The sequence below is a fragment of the Sphingobium sp. WR1 genome, from assembly GCF_059693745.1.
Window position 1 is genome coordinate 214,471 of record NZ_JCATID010000005.1, and the last position, 18,954, is coordinate 233,424.

Genomic DNA, 18,954 nt, shown 5'->3' on the forward strand with positions numbered 1-18,954 from the left:
AACGATGTCAGAAATTGAAGCCGAATTCGGCGCGGTAGGTGCGGCGCGTACCGGCGATGAAAGTCGGAATACCGAAATAGTCGCCGGTATTACCGGCATCGACGATGAATTTCTTGTCGGTCAGATTGTCGCCGATCAGGGCGAAGCTCCAGCGCTTGTCGGCGGGCGTGAAGGTGATCCGGGCGCTGAGCAGGCCGTAGCCATTCTGATATTCGTCGACCACCCGGTCCGAATAGGCGGCCGGGGTGCGCTGCTGCAGGTCCAGCCGGTCATTATCCTCGAAGAAGAACATTTTCGACTGCCAGCTGTAGAGCGGCGCGAAGCCGATGGTGCCGCCCTTGAGCGGCGCTTCGAAATTGCCGCCGATCGCGAATTTATGGTCCGGGCTGTTGCGGAAAAAATTGCCGTCATACAGGCCAGCGCGGAAACGGGCATGATTGTAGCCATAGCTGCCGAAGATCGAGATGCCCGGTTTGATCTCATAGCTCAGCTGGGTTTCGAAGCCGGTCGCGTCCGCCTTGCCCGCATTGACCGTGGCGACGATGCCGTCCTTCAGGCCCAGCGTCTGGAAATTCTCATATTTATAATGGAAGACCGACGCGTCGCCGACCAGCTTGCCGTCGAGCAGGCGGAACTTGACACCGATCTCGCCCGATTTCAGCGTCTCCGTGGGGATCAGCTGCGATGGCGTCCTGGGGTTCAGCTGCAACACTTCGGGACGCTTGCCGATGCCATAGACGGCATAGAGATTGACGTCGGGCGTCAACTTGTACCGCACGCCCGCGCGACCGGTGACATTGCTGGAACTGTTGCTGCCCCGGATCACCGCATTGCCGGGCGTCGGCTGCAACAGCAGGCCGCCGCCGGTCAGTGATGATACGCCCAATGGCGTCAGCCCCTGGAGCGTCAGATCCTTCTTGTCCCAGGTCGCGCGGCCACCGGCGAACAGTTCCAGCCGATCGGTCAGATGCGCGGTCACATCAGCAAAGAGGTCATAGGTATCGATCTTGGCGCCGGTCAGCTGCTGGTCGAGCTGAAACGCCTTGAGCGCGTTCGCCCTCGATCCGAGCAGCGCGTTGATCTGATCGTTGGTCAGGCCCTTCGGTGCGAACTGTTGCAGCACGCCGCCCAGCAGCAGCGCCATGGCCCGCTCGTCGTAGCCCATTTCCATGCTCATGCCGTTATTGGCGTGGAAATAGCTGCCGCCGACAAAGCCCTCGAAAATGCCGAGGCCGGAGAAATTGAGCCGCAATTCCTCAGAGATCTGTTCGCCATCATTGCATTGATGATAGGCGATCAGGTTGGTCGGCGTCCCGTCATTGTCACCCGACTGGCAGGCATCATACCAGCGATAGCCGCTGATCGAGGTCAGGCTGAACCGGTCGTTGAGGCGCCAGTCGGCGGTGCCGCTGACGCCGACGATTTCGCGGTGGAAATAGGGATCGGGCAGCGTGCCGAACGTGTCGAGATGTGTCGGCGTCCAGAAATTGAGATCGCCCACCACGGCGCCTGTGGTCTGGTCGAGCGGCAGGAAGGTGTGCGACTTGAACGGCACACCGCCCTTGGTATCGTCGACATCATAGGTGGCGACCAGGTTGAACTTGAAGTCACTCGACGGTTCCCATTTGCCCGCAAAGCGATAGGCCTGCGCGTTGACGGCATTATAGGTGCCGCTGCCGTCGCTATCATCGACGAAGCCGTCGCGCTTGCGCTTGAGCGCGCCGAAACGAATCGCCAGCGTTTCGCTGATGGGCAGGTTCACGACGCCCTGTAGGCTGTAATAATTATAATTGCCCGCGCCGCCCTTCACTTCGACCGACAAATCATCGGTCGGCCGTTTCTGGAAAATGGAAACGCCGCCATTGAGCGCCGAACGGCCGTGCAGCGTCGACTGGGGGCCTTTTTCCACTTCGATCCGGTCGATATCGAACAATTCGCCATAGGCCGAAGCGGTCTGGACCACGGCGACGCCATCCTGAAACACCGCGACGCGCTGTTCGGCCTGCGGCGAGAAATCGTTGGAAGTGATGCCGCGCACTGAAAAACCCGGCGCGAACTTGTCCTGCAACTGGATCACGAGCCCCGGCGTTATCGCGGAAACCTTGATCAGTTCGGTGCCGCCGATCTGGTCCAGAAAGGCGCCGCCATAGGCGCTGATCGACATCGGCACATCGGTGATACGCTGTTCGCGCTTCTGCGCGGTGACGACGATATCGCCCGACGGACCGGAAACATCCTCCGGCGCGCCATCGGCAGCCACCCGATCCGCAGCAGATACATGAGTCGCAGACAAAGCCAATATACTGGAAAAGGTAAGGAAATTTCGGAGCATGAGGCACACCCTTTGACGTGACACTATTTACGAGACGCGCCTGTATCGATATTATGTGACAAATTTGTGTGCGACCGCAGCACGGGGTAGAAAGCGATATGGATGCCTATGCACAGGAAGTTACGCGCGGCCGCGGGCGACCCCGCGACGAGGAAAAGGACAGCGCCATTCGTGAGGCCGCTTGGCGGGTTCTGGCGGAAAAAGGCTATGAAGGGCTGACTTTCGAGGCGGTTGCGGAGCTTGCGCAGTGCAGCCGTTCGACCCTCTACCGACGTTTTGCCGGCAAAGCCGAACTGGTGGAAGCGGTCCTTGGCCAGACGTCCCGCGCCCTTGAACCCAATACCGACAATATGGCCCCGCGCGAGGTGCTGATCGCCCATGCGACCGCGCTTCGTGAATATATGTCGGACGTTCGCGGTCCCGCCACGCTCAACGTCTCGGTCAGCGCTCCGCACCATCCCGAGCTCGCGGAAGCAATAAAACGTCACTCATCGGGCGAGCAGGAATATTATCTGCGCGAATTCAGGCGCCTCGGTCCGCAAGGCATGTCCGCAGAGGCTTTGGATTTCGCTTTCAATACATTGGTGGGCAGCGTCATCTTCCATGTCGCGATCCGGCGCATCGCCCCAAGCGACGCACAGATCGCGCTGCTGGTCGACCAGTCGATCGCCCTACTGAACGAAGGCAACGGCTGCGAGCAGGATCGTTTCGAAGAACGACCATAACACCGGCCGCGACCGATGCGCATGTCGCTGCCGTGACCAACTTGTAACATATTTGCGTCACAGGGGCGGTAGGATCGGCGAGGAGCCTGGTGTCGCTCCACATGGAGCAGGGGGTTAGTTTGAGCGTCAATTTCCTCCATCTGCGCTCCTTCTACGCCGTCGCCAGCGAACGCAGCGTCAGCAAGGCAGCGCGGCGGCTTAATATCTCCCAACCGACTTTGTCGAAGCAATTGAAGGCCTTGGAGGATCGCTACAAAGTCAAGCTGATCGAGGGCACGCGCCCGCCGCTGACGCTCACATCCGCCGGGCGCGCGCTGTTCGAGAAGGCCGAAGACCTGTTCGGCATCGCCGACGAGATCGGCGCGCTTTTGGGGGAGGACGACATCGACAGTGGCGCGTTGCTGCGCCTAGGCACCGACTCGCCACCTTATGCCGCCGAATTCATGGCCGCCTTCAAGACCGAAGTGCCCAACGCCCATTTTCGCGTCACCATCGCCAACGCCATGCAGACCAACGAACTGCTGCTCAAGGCGCAAATCGACATCGGCATCATCTGCGAGCCGCCGATCGAGACCGACTATAGCTATACCCCGCTCTATGCCGACCGGCTGGTCGCCATCCTGCCCGCTTCCTGGCCTGATGACGGGGCGAGCATCTTGCCGCTCGAACGACTGGGACAGGAAATCCTATTGGTGCGCGAAGCGACTTCGCGCACTTTGGCCGCGATGAACCGGCTGCTGGCCGACACGGAAATCACGCCGCGTCAGACGATGGAACTCCACACGCGCGAAATGATCCGGGAAGCAGTCGCGCAGGGCATCGGCATGAGCCTCATGTTCGAAAAGGAATGCCCACCCGACAGCCGCATCCGCGTCCTGCCGCTCGACACGCGCTCCTCGCTGATCGAGGTCAAGGGCTATCTGGCGGTCAGGACCGAGCGCAAGCGTATGCCCCTGATCCGCCAATCCCTGGCCATCGCCAAGAAGATGGCGGCGCAAGGCTGACGCTGCGCTGCCTTATGAGGCGAAGGGGGTATCGCCAACCTCTCCACCCACATTCATCCGCCGACGGCTCAAAGCCACGTCCGATGCGCCATTAGGACTCCTTGTTCCAGCCCATCGCCTGCATCATGATGTCGAACAGTCGCGTATTCGGGAAGAAACCGTGCACGCGCTCCGCCCCCGGCCCGGAAGCCGCAGCGATAACCTCCTCGCCCGTATGACCATCCTCGACGCCGATCACCGGATTGGTCGCAATCGTCGCGCCCGGCTTGGCCGCCTCAGCCGCATATTGCTGAGCAAGCGGCGTCCCGCGCACGCCTCCACCCATGCGCAGCGCGAAGCTGTGATCGGCCGTGAACAGGATCAAGGTATCCTTGCCGGCCATGGCGCTGACCCGGCGGATCATATCGTCCATTTCGACGACATGGCGCAGGCCCTGTTGCGGATTGTCGGTATGCATGTCCCATTCGACCATCAGGAAATAGCCCTTGGGATTGCGCGCGAGTTGGCCAATCGTCGCTTCCACTGCCGGGATCGGAGCGAAATCGGCGTCACGCAGAATGGCTGCCCGCCCGGCCGCGCGCACAAGCGCGGGGTCAGCACCGAACTTATATCCCGCCTTTGCAAAGGCCTGCTCGGGCGTCGTCTGCCGCTTGGCGAAAGAGGTGGCTGCATCCGCCTGCCCCTTGCCGATCAGGATATCGACGCCGTCCCCGAAACGGGGCGCGAGCATCTGGCGGAAAATCTCATCCTGGTCCTTGCGCGAGGCGACATGGGCGTAGCAGGCGGCCGGTGTGGCGTCCCAGATCTTCATGTTGGTGACGACGCCCGTCGATAGCCCGCGCTGCTCGGCATATTCGAGGAAGCTCTTCACCGGAGCGACGCCGCCGCCCGCGCCCTTGGGCACGACCGATATCATCCCGCTGTCCGTCTTTTGGCCAGTCATGATGGCACTCATGCCAGCGCCCGAATCCGTGACCCAGTTGTTCAGCGCCGACGTGTCCGACAGGCCTATATTGGGCATGGATTGAATGAACAGCGACTGGGGTCGGTCGTTCGCCATGATCCCGGCCGCATTCAGGGTCGGAACGCCGCCCGCATCGCCCAGGAAGAGGATGATATTGCGCGCTTCCTGCGCTCGGGCCGGGGCACAGGAAAGGGACGTGGCCAGCAGCACGCCCGCCGCCAGCGCCGCCTTGCGGGACAAAATCTTCATAATCATTCCTTCCATCAGAAGCGCGCCCGCACGCCGGCCATCAGCGTCGTGCCATAATCGGTGTAGCCGGCAAAACGATCGTCGCGGACATATTGCCACTGGACGCCCCCCGCCACATTGATGCCCTGCACCACGAATGTGACATTGGGCGTCACCTTGTAGGAAATATCGAAATCGAGGCTGCCGAAGGCTGCGTCGTTATTCGCGGCCAGGCCTGCACCGCCGACGTCGCGCAGCACCTTGCCCCGCCAGCTATAGCTGGCGCGCGCGCCGATCGGTCCCTTTTCGTAGAAGGCCGTGAGGTTGAAACTGTCCGCCGCCACATCGGTTAGATCGTCGCGGAAAGTGGTTCCATCCGACATCGCATAGGTGCCCTTGCTGGCGGTATGCGTGTAGTTGGCCTGGAAACCGAGGCCGTCGAAGGGCGCGGGCAGCATCCTGAACAGTTGCTGATAGGCGATCTCGACCCCCGCGACATAGGCATTGCCGCCATTTTGCGGCGCGGTCAGGCGGTAAATCTGGCCATCCAGGTCGAAATTGCGGGTCTGCTGGAAGACGAAAGTGGTGATGTCCTTGTAGAAGGCGCCGCCGATCAGCGCGCTGCCCGGCGCGAAATACCATTCCACCGTGCCGTCATATTGCCAGGCTTCGAACGGGCGCAGTTCCGGGTTGCCGCCCACCGCGGTCAGCACCGTGGGGTTGGAATTGATGGTCAGCCGCGGCGCGAGATCGGCGAGCGACGGGCGCGTGATGACCTTGGATACGGCGAGATGCATCTGAAGGGTGGAGGTGAATTCGGCGACGAGATTGAACGAGGGCAGGACATTGCCATAATTGCGCTCGTAGCGAACCGGCAGCGCCGCGCTGCCATTGTCGGCATAGCCCGACGAAGTCTGGCGGGTATGGGCGTAGCGCACGCCTGCATCGCCGCGTATGGTCACGCCGCCGACCGGAAAGCTGAATTCCGCCATGCCATAGCCGTCGATAATCCGTTCATCGATCGCATAGCTGTTGCGGCGGTCCCCGCGCGTCAGGTCCGCGCTCAACAACGCTTCCTTGCCGGTGGCAGCGGCCCAGAACCGATCGGGGTCGGGCATCACCCAGTTTTTCGGCAGAATGCCCCCGACGCCATCAAGAAAATCGTCGACCGGAAAGGCGTCGAAATAGCTGTCGTCGAAGCGCTGGCCCGCAATGCCGCTGGTGAAATTGATATCCCGGCGGTTATAGGTCCGGTCGCGCTTCTCATATTTGGCGCCGAACCGCAACGCGCGCACCGCGCCATCCAGGTCGCGCGTCACGTCGAAGGTCGCGGCGCGCTGCTTGTCCAGCGAATCGTTGACGCGATATTCGATCCGCCGGCCCGGCAGGGTCGTCGATTCCGTCAGATCGGCCGTCTGGAAAGTCAGGTTGGGCAGACGGTCGCCCACCTTGCCGTAATCGAACGCGACATTGCCGACCGCGCCCAGCAACCGGGTGCGGTAGATGGGCGTGGGCGTATTGGAATAGGCCCGTCCCAGACTGGCGTCGGCAGCCAGCGTCCAGCCATTGGCCGACCATTTGGCATTGGCGCCGATCAGCCAGTTTTCATATTCGAGGCGAGACGTCTCACGCCCGATCTGGGTCGAGGTCGCCACGGTTGCGCTGGTCAGCACGCCATTTTCGATCACCGCCGTTCCCGGCACGATCGCGCGCGGCGTTGTCGCCGAGAAATCGGTCGAATAGGTCAGTTCGTCATAATCGATGTTGAGGCGGCTCCACAGGCCATCGACATTCAGTTCGAACCGGTCGTCGGGCCGCCACTGGATTGCGCCGTTCAGGCCGATGCGATCGCGATTTTCGCGTTCCAGCGTCGGCCGCGTGCTGGTCGGCACCAATATCGTATCGCCGTCGAGCGCCCCGTCGCCATTGCTGTCGATGCGACCTTCCGTCCAGCCTACACCGGTGATGCGATCCTGCCGCGTCGTGCGCTCGTCATAGACCGCCGCGATCAAAGCGCCGAACGTGCCTTCCTCATTCACCCAGCTCGCCATGCCGGAAATGCGGGGATCGACCGTGTCGGCAAGGCGCGGCGAACTGGCGGTGGCGGAAAAGGCCAGCATCGGCTTTTTGAGGTCGATCGGGCGAAAGGTCTGCAGGTTGACGATACCGCCGATGCCGCCCTCGGCCAGGTCGGCGCGCGGGCTCTTGATCACTTCCACCGCCGACATGAGTTCGGACGGCAGCGTGTCGAAACGGAACTGGCGCCCGCTCTGCCCGCTGTCGCGGACATTCTCATTGACCGCCGCGGCGCGGCCGTTGAGCGTCACGACCTGAAAATTGGCGCCCAGACCGCGAATGCGGACGAATACGCCCTCGCCCCGATCGCGCACGATCGATACGCCTGGCACACGCTGAAGAGCTTCGGCGATATTCTGCGCCGGAAACTTGCCGATATCCTCGGCCTTCACCACGTCCACGACATTGGCCGCCTTGCGCTTTTCCGCCAGCGCACCCGACAAGCTGGCGGCATAGCCCGTAACGATGATGTCGGGATTGGTGTCCGTCGTCGCGGTGCTGGCGGCATCCAGTGGCGTGGCGGCCGCCGCGACGATCAGCAACGCGCCGTTGGGCTGGCGGCGAACCGCCAAGGGTTTGCCCTGGATGAGCCTTTCGACTGCGGCCATCGCACCCATCCGGCCGCTGACGGGCGCTGTGGTCATGCCTGCGACAACCTGCGGCGCGAACAATATGTCGGTGCCTGTCTGCCGGGCGAGCGTTTCGAACGCCTGACTCAAAGGCTGCGCCGCGATCTGGACGGAAACCACGCGCTCCTGCGCCTGTGCGGGCACGGCGCAGAAAGCGGCCAGTGCGACACCCAGCACAAGCGAACGGCGCATCTTGCGCGATGAATTGACGGTCACGAAAACACCCCCATGAACACGGCAACGGTGCCGCGCTCCCCCGACGCACCAGGGGACCGATACCTCACCCCGGAGGAAAAGATTTTTTCAGCCGCCCAACAATATCCTGTCATCGACCTGCCGCATACGGATCGACAATAGTTGCGACAGGGCCTGCGCCAGCGCCACATTGTCCCCCATGCGGTACATGCCGCTCACCCGCAGCCCGCCCGTGTGCGGATCGGCGATCACGAGCTTCGTCCGGCTGTAGCGATTGGCCTCCGCCGCCACGGCATCCAGCGGATCGTCGTGAAAGGCGGCCCGGCCGCTTTGCCAGGCCTGCGTCGTCTCGGGGTCGGGGCGGTCGATCTTTACCGCATCGCGCGCATCCGATTGCAGCCGCTCCCCCGGCGCCAACATGCGACGCTGCACGCCGTCGATCGCGACCTCCGCCTTTCCGGCCAGGGACGTCATCGCGAAACGATCATCCCGGTCGCGCCGCAGGTCGAACCGGCCTGCATCGGCGGTGAACGCGCCCTTGCCGGCCTCTATGGCGAAGGGAATGGGTGCGGGCTTTACGGAGAGCGCAACCCGTCCCCGACGCAGCCATAAATGCCGGCGGCGCGCATTGGCGAACACCTGAACCTGCGTATCGGCATCGAGGAAAAGAGACGAACCTTCGGCAAGCAGCACGCGGCGCTGCTCACCAATATCTGTCTCATAGCGCGTGCCGGCATAGGCTGCCTGCATGGCGACCATGCCACCACCGCCCACCACCAAAGTTCCAGCGCAGGCGGCCAGCACCCGGCGGCGCGACACAAGCGGCAGCCGCGCCTGAGGGGGCGCGACACCGACGCCCGGCACGATCGACCAGATATCCGTCGCCCGTTCGAAGGCCTGCGCATTGGCTGGATCCGCGGCGAGCCAGGCGTGAAAGGCCCGCTCGTCGTCCGCAGTCTTGCCGTCCGCATTGAGCCTTGCGATCCAGTCCGCGGCGGTCCGGGGTGATGGGCGCTCACCGGACATATCGGAACTCACCAATCCTTCGTCCAATCGCCCAGGAACGTCATTGCCCTGGCCATATGCTTCTCGACCGCGCTTTGGCTTATTGCAAGCCGCTCGGCAATCTCGCGATATTTAAGATTGTCGATCCGTTGCAGCAAGAAGACTTCGCGGGTCCGGGGCGGCAACCTGTCTATCCCCTCACGCACCCGCGCGAGCCTGGCCCGCGCGATGATCGCCTCATCCTGCATGGGTCCACCGTCACGCACCATGTCGAGCGCATCATCCCCGGTATTCGCGCCTCGGACCTTCTCCCGGCGATAGGCGTCCCGCGCCCGGTTGACCGCCGCCCGGACAAGGAAGGCCTCCTCATTGTCCGGCCGGTCCGATCGCGCGGCCATGCGGACATAGGCGTCGTGCAACAGATCCTCGCTGTCCGCACGCCGGGTGAGACGCTCGACCTGCACGAGCAGACCTGCCCAACCTGCCCAAAGGCGGCTGGTCGATGCCTTGTGCCCGTGCCCGATGTCTTGATCGCCCATGGGCGAGGCGACTTAGGTGTCGCTACGGACAGTTTGATGACCGACCGGCGTCAGTTCGATGACACCGCTCCTTCCTCTTTTTTGGGCAAATTCGCGGGCGATCGCAATCGCTTCGGACCGCCACAGATTTGTCACCTGCCCGTCCTAGGGATGGCGGCAGGTCTGACTTTTCGCGACACATCAAGTCCATGCGGGATTTGGTGGGCGCGGTCCATTTGTGGGGAAATGCGTGTCATGGCGTCGAACGTCTTCATTAACGAAATCCATTATGACAATGCTGGCACGGACAGCGGAGAATTTGTGGAGATCGCCGGGCTGGCGGGCACCGACGTCACCGGATGGAGCATCGTCCTCTACAATGGCAATCCCAGTTCGCGCGCCAGCTACAGCACCCAGACGCTGAGCGGTGTGATCGCCGACCAGCAAAATGGCTATGGCACGATTCGCGTCGCCTATCCCGCCAACGGCATCCAGAATGGCGGATCGGGCGCCAATGGCGAGCCGGACGGCGTGGCGCTGGTCGACGCGCAGGGCAATGTCGTCCAGTTCCTGAGCTGGGAAGGCAGTTTCGTGGCGGCCAACGGCCCGGCCGCCGGCATGACCAGCACCAATGTCGGCGTCTATGAGGACGGCGCGCAGAGCGGCACGTCGATCGGCCTGGTCGGCAATGGCACGAGCGCCGGGGATTTCCAGTGGGCGCTCATCAATGGCGCGACGGCGGGGACGGTGAATAATGGCCAGAGCTTCGGCGGCACCGGCCCGACCCCCACACCCGGCACGCTCGGCATCGCCGACGCCAGCGTGATCGAAGGCGACAGCGGCACGCAGGAAATCATCTTCACCGTCAGCCGCACGGACGGCAGCACTGGCGCGGTTTCGGCCGATTGGACGCTGAGCTTCGGATCGGCCGATGCGGCCGATTTTGACGCGGGTATCGCCACGAGCGGCAATGTGACCTTCGCCGACGGCGCGACCACGGCGGAAATCCGCCTGCTGGTCCGGGGCGATACGCTGTTCGAGGCGAATGAGAGCTTTGCCGTCACCTTGAGCGATGTCACCGGTGGCGCAACGATCGGTCGCGCGACCGCAACCGGCACCATCAGCAATGACGATACCGCGCCGCCCGCGCCCGCCGCCAACGTCTTCGTCAACGAAATCCATTATGACAATGTCGGCACCGATGCGGGCGAGGCGATCGAGATCGCCGGGGTCGCAGGCACCGACCTCGCCGGCTACAAGCTGGTTTTCTATAACGGGACCAACACGCCGGACGCTGCGCCGGTCTATGACACGCTCACCCTGTCGGGCGTGATCGACGATGAAGGCAATGGTTTCGGCGCCCTCTCCTTCGCGCGGGCGGGCATCCAGAATGGCGGCGCGGATGGTTTCGCGCTGGTCGCGCCCGACGGCACGGTGATCCAGCTTCTGTCCTATGAAGGCACCTTCACCGCCGCGCCGGGCACCCCGGCCGCCGGCATGACCAGCACCGACATCGGTGTGGCGCAGGAACCCGCGCCGGGCGCCGGCCTCACGCTCCAGTTGACCGGCGCCGGGTCGAGCGCCGCCGATTTCAGCTGGACCGCGGGTTCGGCCGGAAGCTTCGGCTCGCTCAACGCCGGCCAGTCCTTCCTGCCCGCCGACGGCCCCAGCCATCTGCGCATCGACGACGCCCGGATCGTCGAGGGCGACGACGGCACCGCCAACATGGTCTTCACCGTCCATCGCGCCGGCGGTCAGGCCAATGCGGTGAGCGTCGATTATGCCGTCGTCCTCGACGGCACGGCATCCGTCGACGACCTGACCGCCGACGCATTGCTGTCCGGCACGATCAGCTTCGCGGCGGGCGAATTCACCAAGCAGATCCTCGTCGCGGTCAAGGGCGACACGCTCAGCGAAACCAACGAAACCCTATCGGTCCAGCTGGGCGCGGCGACGGGCGACGTGGTCATCGACCGGGGCGGCGCCACCGGCACCATCGTCAATGACGATCCCATCGCGCTGTCCATCGGCGCGATCCAGGGCGAAGGCCATATGTCGGCCTATGTCGGCCAGACCGTGATGACTGACGGCATCGTCACCGCCGTCGCCGGCAACGGCTTCTACCTGCAATCGGCGGTGAGCGACGGCAATGACCGGACCTCCGACGGCGTCTTCGTCTTCACCTCCTCCGCGCCCGGCGTTGCCGTCGGCGACGTCGCCAGCGTGCGCGGCACGGTGGCGGAATATGCCGGCGATGCGCAGAGCCTGTCGGTCACGGAGATCGTGTCGCCGACTGTCAACGTCACCAGCCACGGCAACGCACTGCCGACGGCGGTGTTGATCGGCGAAGGCGGGCTGACCCCGCCGACCCAGGCGATCGACCATGACCCGCTCACCAATTACGACCCGGCCAATGACGGCATCGACTTCTGGGAAGCGCTGGAAGGGATGCGCGTCACCATCGACGCGCCGCAGGCCGTGTCCAACACCAACGCCTTTGGCGAAACCGACGTCGTGGCTTCGCATGGCGCAGGCGCCACCGGCATGAACGATCGCGGGGGCATCACCATTTCCCCCAATGAAGACGGCACGGTCGACTATAATCCCGAGAAGATTCAGATCGACGCCGACAGCATGATCCTGCCTGGCTACACCCCCGATCACAGCATCGGCGACCAGTTGGCCAGCGTTACCGGCGTGGTCAATTATGCCTTCGACAATTATGAGATATTGGCGACCGAAGCCGTCACCGTCACCAAGGATGTGACGCTGGAGCGCGAGGTGACGACGCTGGCGGGGGACGCCAATCATCTGTCGATCGCCACCTATAATCTCGAAAATCTGGATGTGGGCGACAACAAGTTCGACATATTGGCCGACAATATCGTCTATAATCTGAATGCGCCCGACATCATCGCCGTCCAGGAAATCCAGGACGCCGACGGCGCCGGCACGGGATCGGACCTGTCCGGCACGGTGACGGCGCAAGGCCTGATCGACGCCATCTACGCCCAGTCGGGCAAGACCTACGCCTATATCGAGATCGCGCCCGATACGGCCAATTCGACCGGCGGCGAGCCCAATGGCAATATTCGCAACGGCTTCCTCTACAATGTCGATCGCGTCTCCTATGTCGATGGCAGCGCCGAACTGATCACCGGCGCAGCCTATAATGGCAGCCGCAACCCGCTGGTCGCGCAATTCAACTTCGCGGGCCAGACGATCACCGCCATCGACGTCCACTTCACCTCGCGCGGCGGCAGCGACCCGAACTGGGGCAATACGCAGCCGGCCGAAGCCGCGGGCGACGCGGCCCGCACCGCCCAGGCGGCGGGCGTCAAGGCCTATATCCAGGAGCATCTGGCCGACGACCCGTCGCTCAACATCGCGGTGCTCGGCGACTGGAACGGTTTCTATTTCGAGAACGCCCAGACCCAGCTGACCGATCCGGCGCAGGGCGGAATGCTGACCAACCTCAATACACTGCTGCCGGCCGAAGAACGCTATAGCTATATGTTCGAGGGTAACGCCCAGCAGCTCGACAACATCCTCGTCACCGGCGGTCTGGCCCAGAATGCGCAATATGATGCCGTCCATCTCAATGCGCAGTTCGACGGCAGCCGCGCCACCGATCATGACCCGCAGCTCGCGCTGCTCATGCTGGGCGCCGCGCCGACCGATCTGGTGCTCAGCCACGCCGAAGTCGCCGAAAACCTGCCCATGGGCAGCATCGTCGGCACGCTGGCGGCCACGGACACGGCGAACGACGTGCTGACCTATACGCTCCTCGACGATGCGAACGGCCTGTTCATCGTGGACGCACAAACCGGCGTGATCAGCACGACCGCCACGCTCGATCATGAGGCGGTCGCCTCCCACATGATCGTTGCGCAGGCGACCGACACGGGCGGCCTGTCGGCCCAACAGGGCTTCACCATCGCGGTCGGCGACGTCAACGAAGCCCCGACCGCCGTGAACGACCTCATCACGGTGAACGAGGATGCGACAAGCCCGAATCTCTGGTCGACCCTGATCGGCAACGACAGCGATCCCGACACAGGCCAGATCCTGACGATCAGCGCGGTCGACACCAGCGGCACGCTGGGCAGCGTCATCTTCGACGCGGCCAGTCAGGAATTGCGCTATGTCGCGGACAATGATGCCTTCGATACACTGGCGACCGGCGCGAAACAGACCGACAGCTTCACCTACACGGTGAGCGACGGCAACGGCTTGACCAGCATGGCGACGGTCGAGATCAACGTGAACGGCATCGCCGATGGCATTACCCGCACCGGCTCCATCTTCTCCGACACGCTGAACGGCACGGCGGGCGAGGACAAGCTGTCGGGTGGTCTGGGCAATGACACGCTGAACGGCCTGGATGGGCACGACATTCTCGACGGCGGCCTGGGTAATGACAGGTTGAACGGCGGCATCGGCCATGACGTGCTGTTCGGCGGCCTGGGCAACGACATTCTGAATGGCGGCGATGGCAACGACATATTGTTCGGCGGGCTTGGCGACGACATGCTGACCGGCGGCAACGGCGCTGACTTGTTCCATTTCGGCCGGCTTGAGGGCAGCGACCGGATTCTCGATTTCAATGTGGCTCAGGACAGCATCGTCCTCGACGACGGCGTGTCGGTGCTCCGCTCCAAGGTGTCGGACGTCGACCGCGACGGGGTGAAGGACCTGACCCTGACGCTCAGCCTCGGCTCCAGCGTCACCCTGTTGGGGGTGAGCGACGCCAAGGCGGTCAAGTTCGCCGATACCGACTATTGGTCCGATCACCAGCCGGGCCTGGGCGGCGCGTTGGATGGTATCGGGGATTTCATCCTTGGTCGCCTGAGCCCGCTGCTGGATATGAACCATAGCCTGTAGGTAAACGCGGCCAAGGCGGATGAATGATGATGACCACGCGATGGGTCGCCCATCGCGTGGTCATCGCCTTTTACCGAGCTGGGACGATCAATTTCCGATCCGGTTTCCCACTGTCATGCTGGCTTCATACTCCCCTCCTAACCGGACGCCGAAGGGGAAATATCATGTATATTCGTTCGCTTACGATCGCAGCCCTCAGCCTGTCCGCTTCCGCTACGGCAACCGCCTATGCGCAGGCCGCGGATGTCGAATCGGGCGATTCGATCATCGTCACGGCGCAGCTGCGCGAACAGGACGCGATCGATGTGCCGATGGCATTGAGCGTCGTCGGCAACGAACAGCTTGACCGGTTCGGCCTCTATGAATTCGATGCGCTCTCGCGCTTCGTTCCCGGTTTCGAGGTCCAGAACCAGTCGCCCAACAATCCGGGCTTCGTCATGCGCGGCATCACATCGGACAGCGGCACCGCGTCCAACGAGCCGCGCGTGTCGGTCTTTCAGGATGGCGTGTCCATTTCCAAGTCGCGCGGCTCCTATGTCGAACTGTTCGACGTCGAGCGCGTGGAGATCGCCAAGGGACCGCAATCGACCCTCTATGGCCGTGGCGCATTGATCGGCGCGGTCAACATCATCCAGAACAAGGCGAAGCTCGACAGCTATGAAGTCGCGGGCCGCGCTTCCTACGGCAATTACGACGCCTGGCTGGCCGAGGCTATGGTCAATGCGCCGATCGGCGAGGGCATGGCGATCCGTCTCGCGGGACGCATCCGCAAGCGCGACGGCTATGTCGAAAATCTGCTGGGCGGCGAGGACTTCAACTCGGTCGACACCAAGGCGGTGCGTGGCAGCTTCCATGGCGAAAAGGGCGACCTCAGCTTCGATTTGATCGGCAATTATCAGAAGGACAGCCCCAACGGCACGGCCTTCAAGTCGATCGCCTATAATCCAACCGATCCCGCAACCGGCGCGGTGATCGGCAATCGTGGCCGCAACAGCGGCGCAGCGCTGGTCGCCGGCAGCGGCTTCGAAGGCGGCAAGAATCTGGGCCTCGACCGGCAGGTCTGGGGCGTGACGGGCATCGCCAGGCTGAAGCTGGACGACCGCTTCAGCCTGACCTCGACCACCGCCTTCCGCCGGTTCGACGCGCTCGAAATCTTCGACGCGGATGGCATTTCGCTGCCGATGCTGACCGCCGCAGAGGATGCGCGCGGCCGTCAGACCAGCCAGGAATTCCGCCTGACCTATGAGGAAGGACCGATCACGGCCTTCCTGGGGGCGAGCTATTTCCATGAGGAAGGCACCCAGCGCGCCCCGACCCAGTTCGATGAGCGCGCGGCGCTTGCACGGCTGGCGGGCGCTCTGAATGGTGGTGGCGCGATCCCCGGCCGCCCGGCGAGCGATCCGGTTCCCGCCGCCATCCTGGCCAGTCCGGCCTTTACCGGCGCCCTGCTACAGGGTGTGGCGAATGCCTATGGTGTCGCGCTGTCGGGCGCGCAGGCGCAAGCGATCGCCGCCAACCTCAAGTCCAATCATCTGGAAAGCACCACCAACGGATCGCGCACCCGCGCGTTCGACTTGTTCGGCGACGTGACCATTCGCCTGTCGGATCAGTTCGAGATTGGCGGCGGCCTGCGTTATACCCATGACGACAAGCGTTCGACTTTCGTCTCTTCGGTCGAAAATGGCCGGTCGATACTGGGCGGCTTTATCGGCGCGCTGAGCCAGCCGGCGGCGGTGCGCACGGCGTTGTTGCAGGCACTTGCCGTGCCGGGCGCAGCCACCATCCCGCCCTCCGCCGCCTATCCGGTGCCGCTGTTCGGCCTGGGGGCGCAGCCGACCGCCGGCAATGGCGGCGAGGACAGCGATATGCTCAGCAATGGCGGTTTTTCCTGGCGGTTGACCGCGCGCTACAAGCCGAACGAAGATGCCAGCCTGTACGCAACCTATGCACGCGGCCGACGGCCGGAAGTATTGGCTGCCAGCGCGCCCTCCGCGCCACTCGCCGCGACGCGCTTTTCCATCCTCGATTCCGAAACGGTCGACAGTTTCGAGGTCGGCGCAAAAACCGCGTTGATGAACCGCACCCTGTTCATCGACGGCGCGGCCTTCTATTATCAATATGATAATTTCCAGACCACGGTGCAGCAGGGAACGCAGTTCGTCCTGACCAATGCAGGCAAGGCGGAAAGCTACGGCTTCGAAGGCCAGCTCCGCTGGGTGCCGAACGATATGCTCACCCTGTTCGCGACCTATGCCTATAATCATAGCCGGTTCAAGACCGGGGTGCGCGACGGCAATCATTTCCGCCTGTCGCCCGATCATAGCGCCTCCTTCGGTGCGGAAGCCTCGCTGCCCGCCGGCCCCGGACGGATCATCTTCACGCCGAGCGTCACCTGGCAGTCGAAGGTCTTCTTCGACGACGACAATGACCGGCCGGACCTGCAACAACCGCCGGCGGCGCTGGTTGCCGACAATATCCAAGACGAATGGCAGGGCAGCTATGCGCTGGTGAACGCGCGGCTGGGTTATGAAGCGCCGGATGGCGCCTGGCGGATCGAGGGCTTTATCGAAAATGCCTTCGACAAGAAATATATCATGGATGCGGGCAATACCGGCGACAGCCTGGGTATGCCGACCTTCATCGCCGGCGCCCCGCGTTTCTACGGCATTTCCGCCAGCTTCCGCTTTGGCGGTGCCCGATGAGCGGCGACATGGTGAAGCTGAACCGCCGCTCCGCTCTGGGGCTCATCGGTTCGGGCGCGATCCTGCCCAATGTCGGCATGGCGGCAACCCCCGTCGCCGCCAGCTTCGCCCATGGCGTAGCGAGCGGCGATCCCACGCCGCGCGGCGCGATCCTGTGGACCCGCGTCACGCCCGCCGATCCGACCCAGAGCGAAGCGATCGGGCTGCGTTGGCATGTGGCCGATAGCGCAAACGGACGGCCGGTCGAAAGTGGCACAGCCCAGGCCCGGCCGGCGCGGGACTTCACCGTGAAGGTCGAACCGCGCCGTCTGAAAGCCGGGCGGGATTATCATTACTGGTTCGAACTGGCTGACGGCGGCAAATCGCCGGTCGGCCGCTTCCGCACCTTGCCGGACGGCGCGGCTGCCGACGCCGTGCTGGCGGTTGTGTCCTGCCAGCTTTATCCGGGCGGCTTCTTCACCGCCTATGATTCGATCGCGGCGCTCGAACGGATCGATGCCGTCGTGCATCTGGGCGACTATATCTATGAATATGGGGCTGACGGCTATGGCGCGGAGATCGGCCGCAAGCTCGGCCGGGTGCCGGAACCCGCGCATGAGATCGTCACCCTCGCCGACTATCGCACCCGCCACGCCCAGTATAAGCGCGATCCGAGCCTGCAGGCGGCACATGCGCGGGCGGCCTTCATCTGCGTCTGGGACGATCATGAAACCGCCAATGACAGCTGGATCGGCGGAGCGGAAAACCACCAGCCCGCCACCGAAGGCGACTGGGCGAAGCGCAAGGCCGTGGCGATGCAGGCCTATTTCGAATGGATGCCGATCCGCGACCCGCAGGGCGACGATGGCTGGGCGGCGATCAACCGCCGTTTCGATTTCGGCGATCTTGCGACGTTGCTGATGGTCGAAACGCGGCTGCTCGCACGCAGCGAACAGGCCGGTTTCAAGGGCGAGACACCGAGCCGGTCCGAGGTCGAGAGCGTGCTGGCGCAGCGCAACCGTCCCGACCGCGAGATGCTGGGCGAACCGCAACAGGCCTGGCTGGAGCGGGAACTGACCGCATCGGTCAAGGCCGGCACGCCCTGGCAGATATTGGGCAATCAGGTGGTGATGGCGCGCGTGAACGGACCGGACCTGGCCAGATTGTTCGGTGCGGACAAGGCGGCACAGATCGTCGCCGCGCTGGAACCGCAGGTGCGTGCGCAAGTCGAAATGGCGCAGGCCGGCTATCGCGCTGGCCTGCCCTTCAACCTCGACGCCTGGGACGGCTATCCGGCCGCGCGCGAGCGGCTCTATGAGAGCATCCGTCGCTCCGGCGCCCGTCCCCTCGTGCTGGCCGGGGACAGTCATGCCTTCTGGGCCAATCAACTTGCCGACAAGGACGGCAATCCGGTTGGCGTGGAATTCGGCACATCCTCGATCAGCAGTCCGTCGATCGGCGACACCCTGCCGCAGGTGCCGTTGGGATCGCTGCTCCGCCAGGCCAGCCCGGAGGTCCTGTTCTGCGATCAAGGCGCCAAGGGCTATATCCTGCTGACGCTCACGCCGGACCGCGCCGTGGGAGACTATATCGCGATGTCGACCATCTACGAGGCCAAGGGGACGGCACGATCTCTGGCACGCTTTGCCGTCCAGGCCGGCGCTTCTACGTTCGGCAATCCCTGACACTGGCGCAATCCGGTATGGGCGGCGC

10 protein-coding genes are annotated in these 18,954 nt (G+C 63.6%); 5 read left to right on the forward strand and 5 right to left on the reverse strand.

From position 1 onward, the window contains the following. Nucleotides 1–7: 7 nt before the first annotated feature. Nucleotides 8–2,260, reverse strand: a complete 2,253-nt coding sequence (locus AC58EF_RS08945; protein WP_497275720.1) for a TonB-dependent receptor — start codon at nucleotides 2,258–2,260, stop codon at nucleotides 8–10. A 170-nt stretch (nucleotides 2,261–2,430) separates the two neighbouring features. Between AC58EF_RS08945 and AC58EF_RS08950 the strand changes: the two genes are divergently transcribed. Next, entirely contained in the window at nucleotides 2,431–3,057 is a 627-nt protein-coding gene (locus AC58EF_RS08950; RefSeq protein ID WP_497275721.1) for a TetR/AcrR family transcriptional regulator, read from the forward strand. Between the two features lie 89 nt (nucleotides 3,058–3,146). Continuing rightward, nucleotides 3,147–4,061 carry a LysR family transcriptional regulator gene (locus AC58EF_RS08955; RefSeq protein WP_497275723.1) on the forward strand — a complete coding sequence of 305 codons (915 nt, stop codon included), beginning with the start codon at nucleotides 3,147–3,149 and terminating at the stop codon, nucleotides 4,059–4,061. Nucleotides 4,062–4,152: 91 nt separating this feature from the next. Here AC58EF_RS08955 and AC58EF_RS08960 read toward each other — a convergent pair whose 3' ends face one another. From AC58EF_RS08960 to AC58EF_RS08975, 4 genes are all read right to left on the reverse strand, one after another. Beyond that, the gene (locus AC58EF_RS08960) at nucleotides 4,153–5,274 is read right to left on the reverse strand and encodes an alkaline phosphatase (RefSeq protein WP_497275724.1); all 1,122 of its coding nucleotides are present in this window, start codon (nucleotides 5,272–5,274) and stop codon (nucleotides 4,153–4,155) included. Nucleotides 5,275–5,288: 14 nt separating this feature from the next. Beyond that, complete coding sequence (locus AC58EF_RS08965) at nucleotides 5,289–8,174, reverse strand: TonB-dependent receptor (protein WP_497275725.1); 2,886 nt, start codon at nucleotides 8,172–8,174, stop codon at nucleotides 5,289–5,291. Nucleotides 8,175–8,261: 87 nt separating this feature from the next. Then, nucleotides 8,262–9,179, reverse strand: a complete 918-nt coding sequence (locus AC58EF_RS08970) for a FecR family protein (RefSeq protein WP_497275727.1) — start codon at nucleotides 9,177–9,179, stop codon at nucleotides 8,262–8,264. A gap of 8 nt (nucleotides 9,180–9,187) precedes the next feature. Continuing rightward, nucleotides 9,188–9,697, reverse strand: coding sequence for an RNA polymerase sigma factor (locus AC58EF_RS08975; RefSeq protein ID WP_497275729.1), 510 nt, complete (start codon nucleotides 9,695–9,697; stop codon nucleotides 9,188–9,190). Between the two features lie 234 nt (nucleotides 9,698–9,931). On the opposite strand from AC58EF_RS08975, the gene AC58EF_RS08980 reads away from it, so the two are divergent. The 3 genes from AC58EF_RS08980 (at nucleotide 9,932) to AC58EF_RS08990 (ending at nucleotide 18,926) form a co-directional block, all read left to right on the forward strand. Next, complete coding sequence (locus AC58EF_RS08980; protein ID WP_497275730.1) at nucleotides 9,932–14,560, forward strand: DUF8508 domain-containing protein; 4,629 nt, start codon at nucleotides 9,932–9,934, stop codon at nucleotides 14,558–14,560. 164 nt (nucleotides 14,561–14,724) lie between these two features. Next, nucleotides 14,725–17,262, forward strand: a complete 2,538-nt coding sequence (locus AC58EF_RS08985) for a TonB-dependent receptor (protein ID WP_497275732.1) — start codon at nucleotides 14,725–14,727, stop codon at nucleotides 17,260–17,262. After that, complete coding sequence (locus AC58EF_RS08990) at nucleotides 17,259–18,926, forward strand: alkaline phosphatase D family protein (protein ID WP_497275733.1); 1,668 nt, start codon at nucleotides 17,259–17,261, stop codon at nucleotides 18,924–18,926. The genes AC58EF_RS08985 and AC58EF_RS08990 overlap by 4 nt, the downstream gene beginning before the upstream one ends. Nucleotides 18,927–18,954 lie beyond the last annotated feature (28 nt).

Coding starts and splice junctions, on each gene's coding strand:
- AC58EF_RS08975 (WP_497275729.1), bottom strand. CDS start 9,697: ATGGGCGATCAAGACATCGGGCACGGGCACAAGGCATCGACCAGCCGC.
- AC58EF_RS08980 (WP_497275730.1), top strand. CDS start 9,932: ATGGCGTCGAACGTCTTCATTAACGAAATCCATTATGACAATGCTGGC.
- AC58EF_RS08970 (WP_497275727.1), bottom strand. CDS start 9,179: ATGTCCGGTGAGCGCCCATCACCCCGGACCGCCGCGGACTGGATCGCA.
- AC58EF_RS08990 (WP_497275733.1), top strand. CDS start 17,259: ATGAGCGGCGACATGGTGAAGCTGAACCGCCGCTCCGCTCTGGGGCTC.
- AC58EF_RS08960 (WP_497275724.1), bottom strand. CDS start 5,274: ATGAAGATTTTGTCCCGCAAGGCGGCGCTGGCGGCGGGCGTGCTGCTG.
- AC58EF_RS08985 (WP_497275732.1), top strand. CDS start 14,725: ATGTATATTCGTTCGCTTACGATCGCAGCCCTCAGCCTGTCCGCTTCC.
- AC58EF_RS08950 (WP_497275721.1), top strand. CDS start 2,431: ATGGATGCCTATGCACAGGAAGTTACGCGCGGCCGCGGGCGACCCCGC.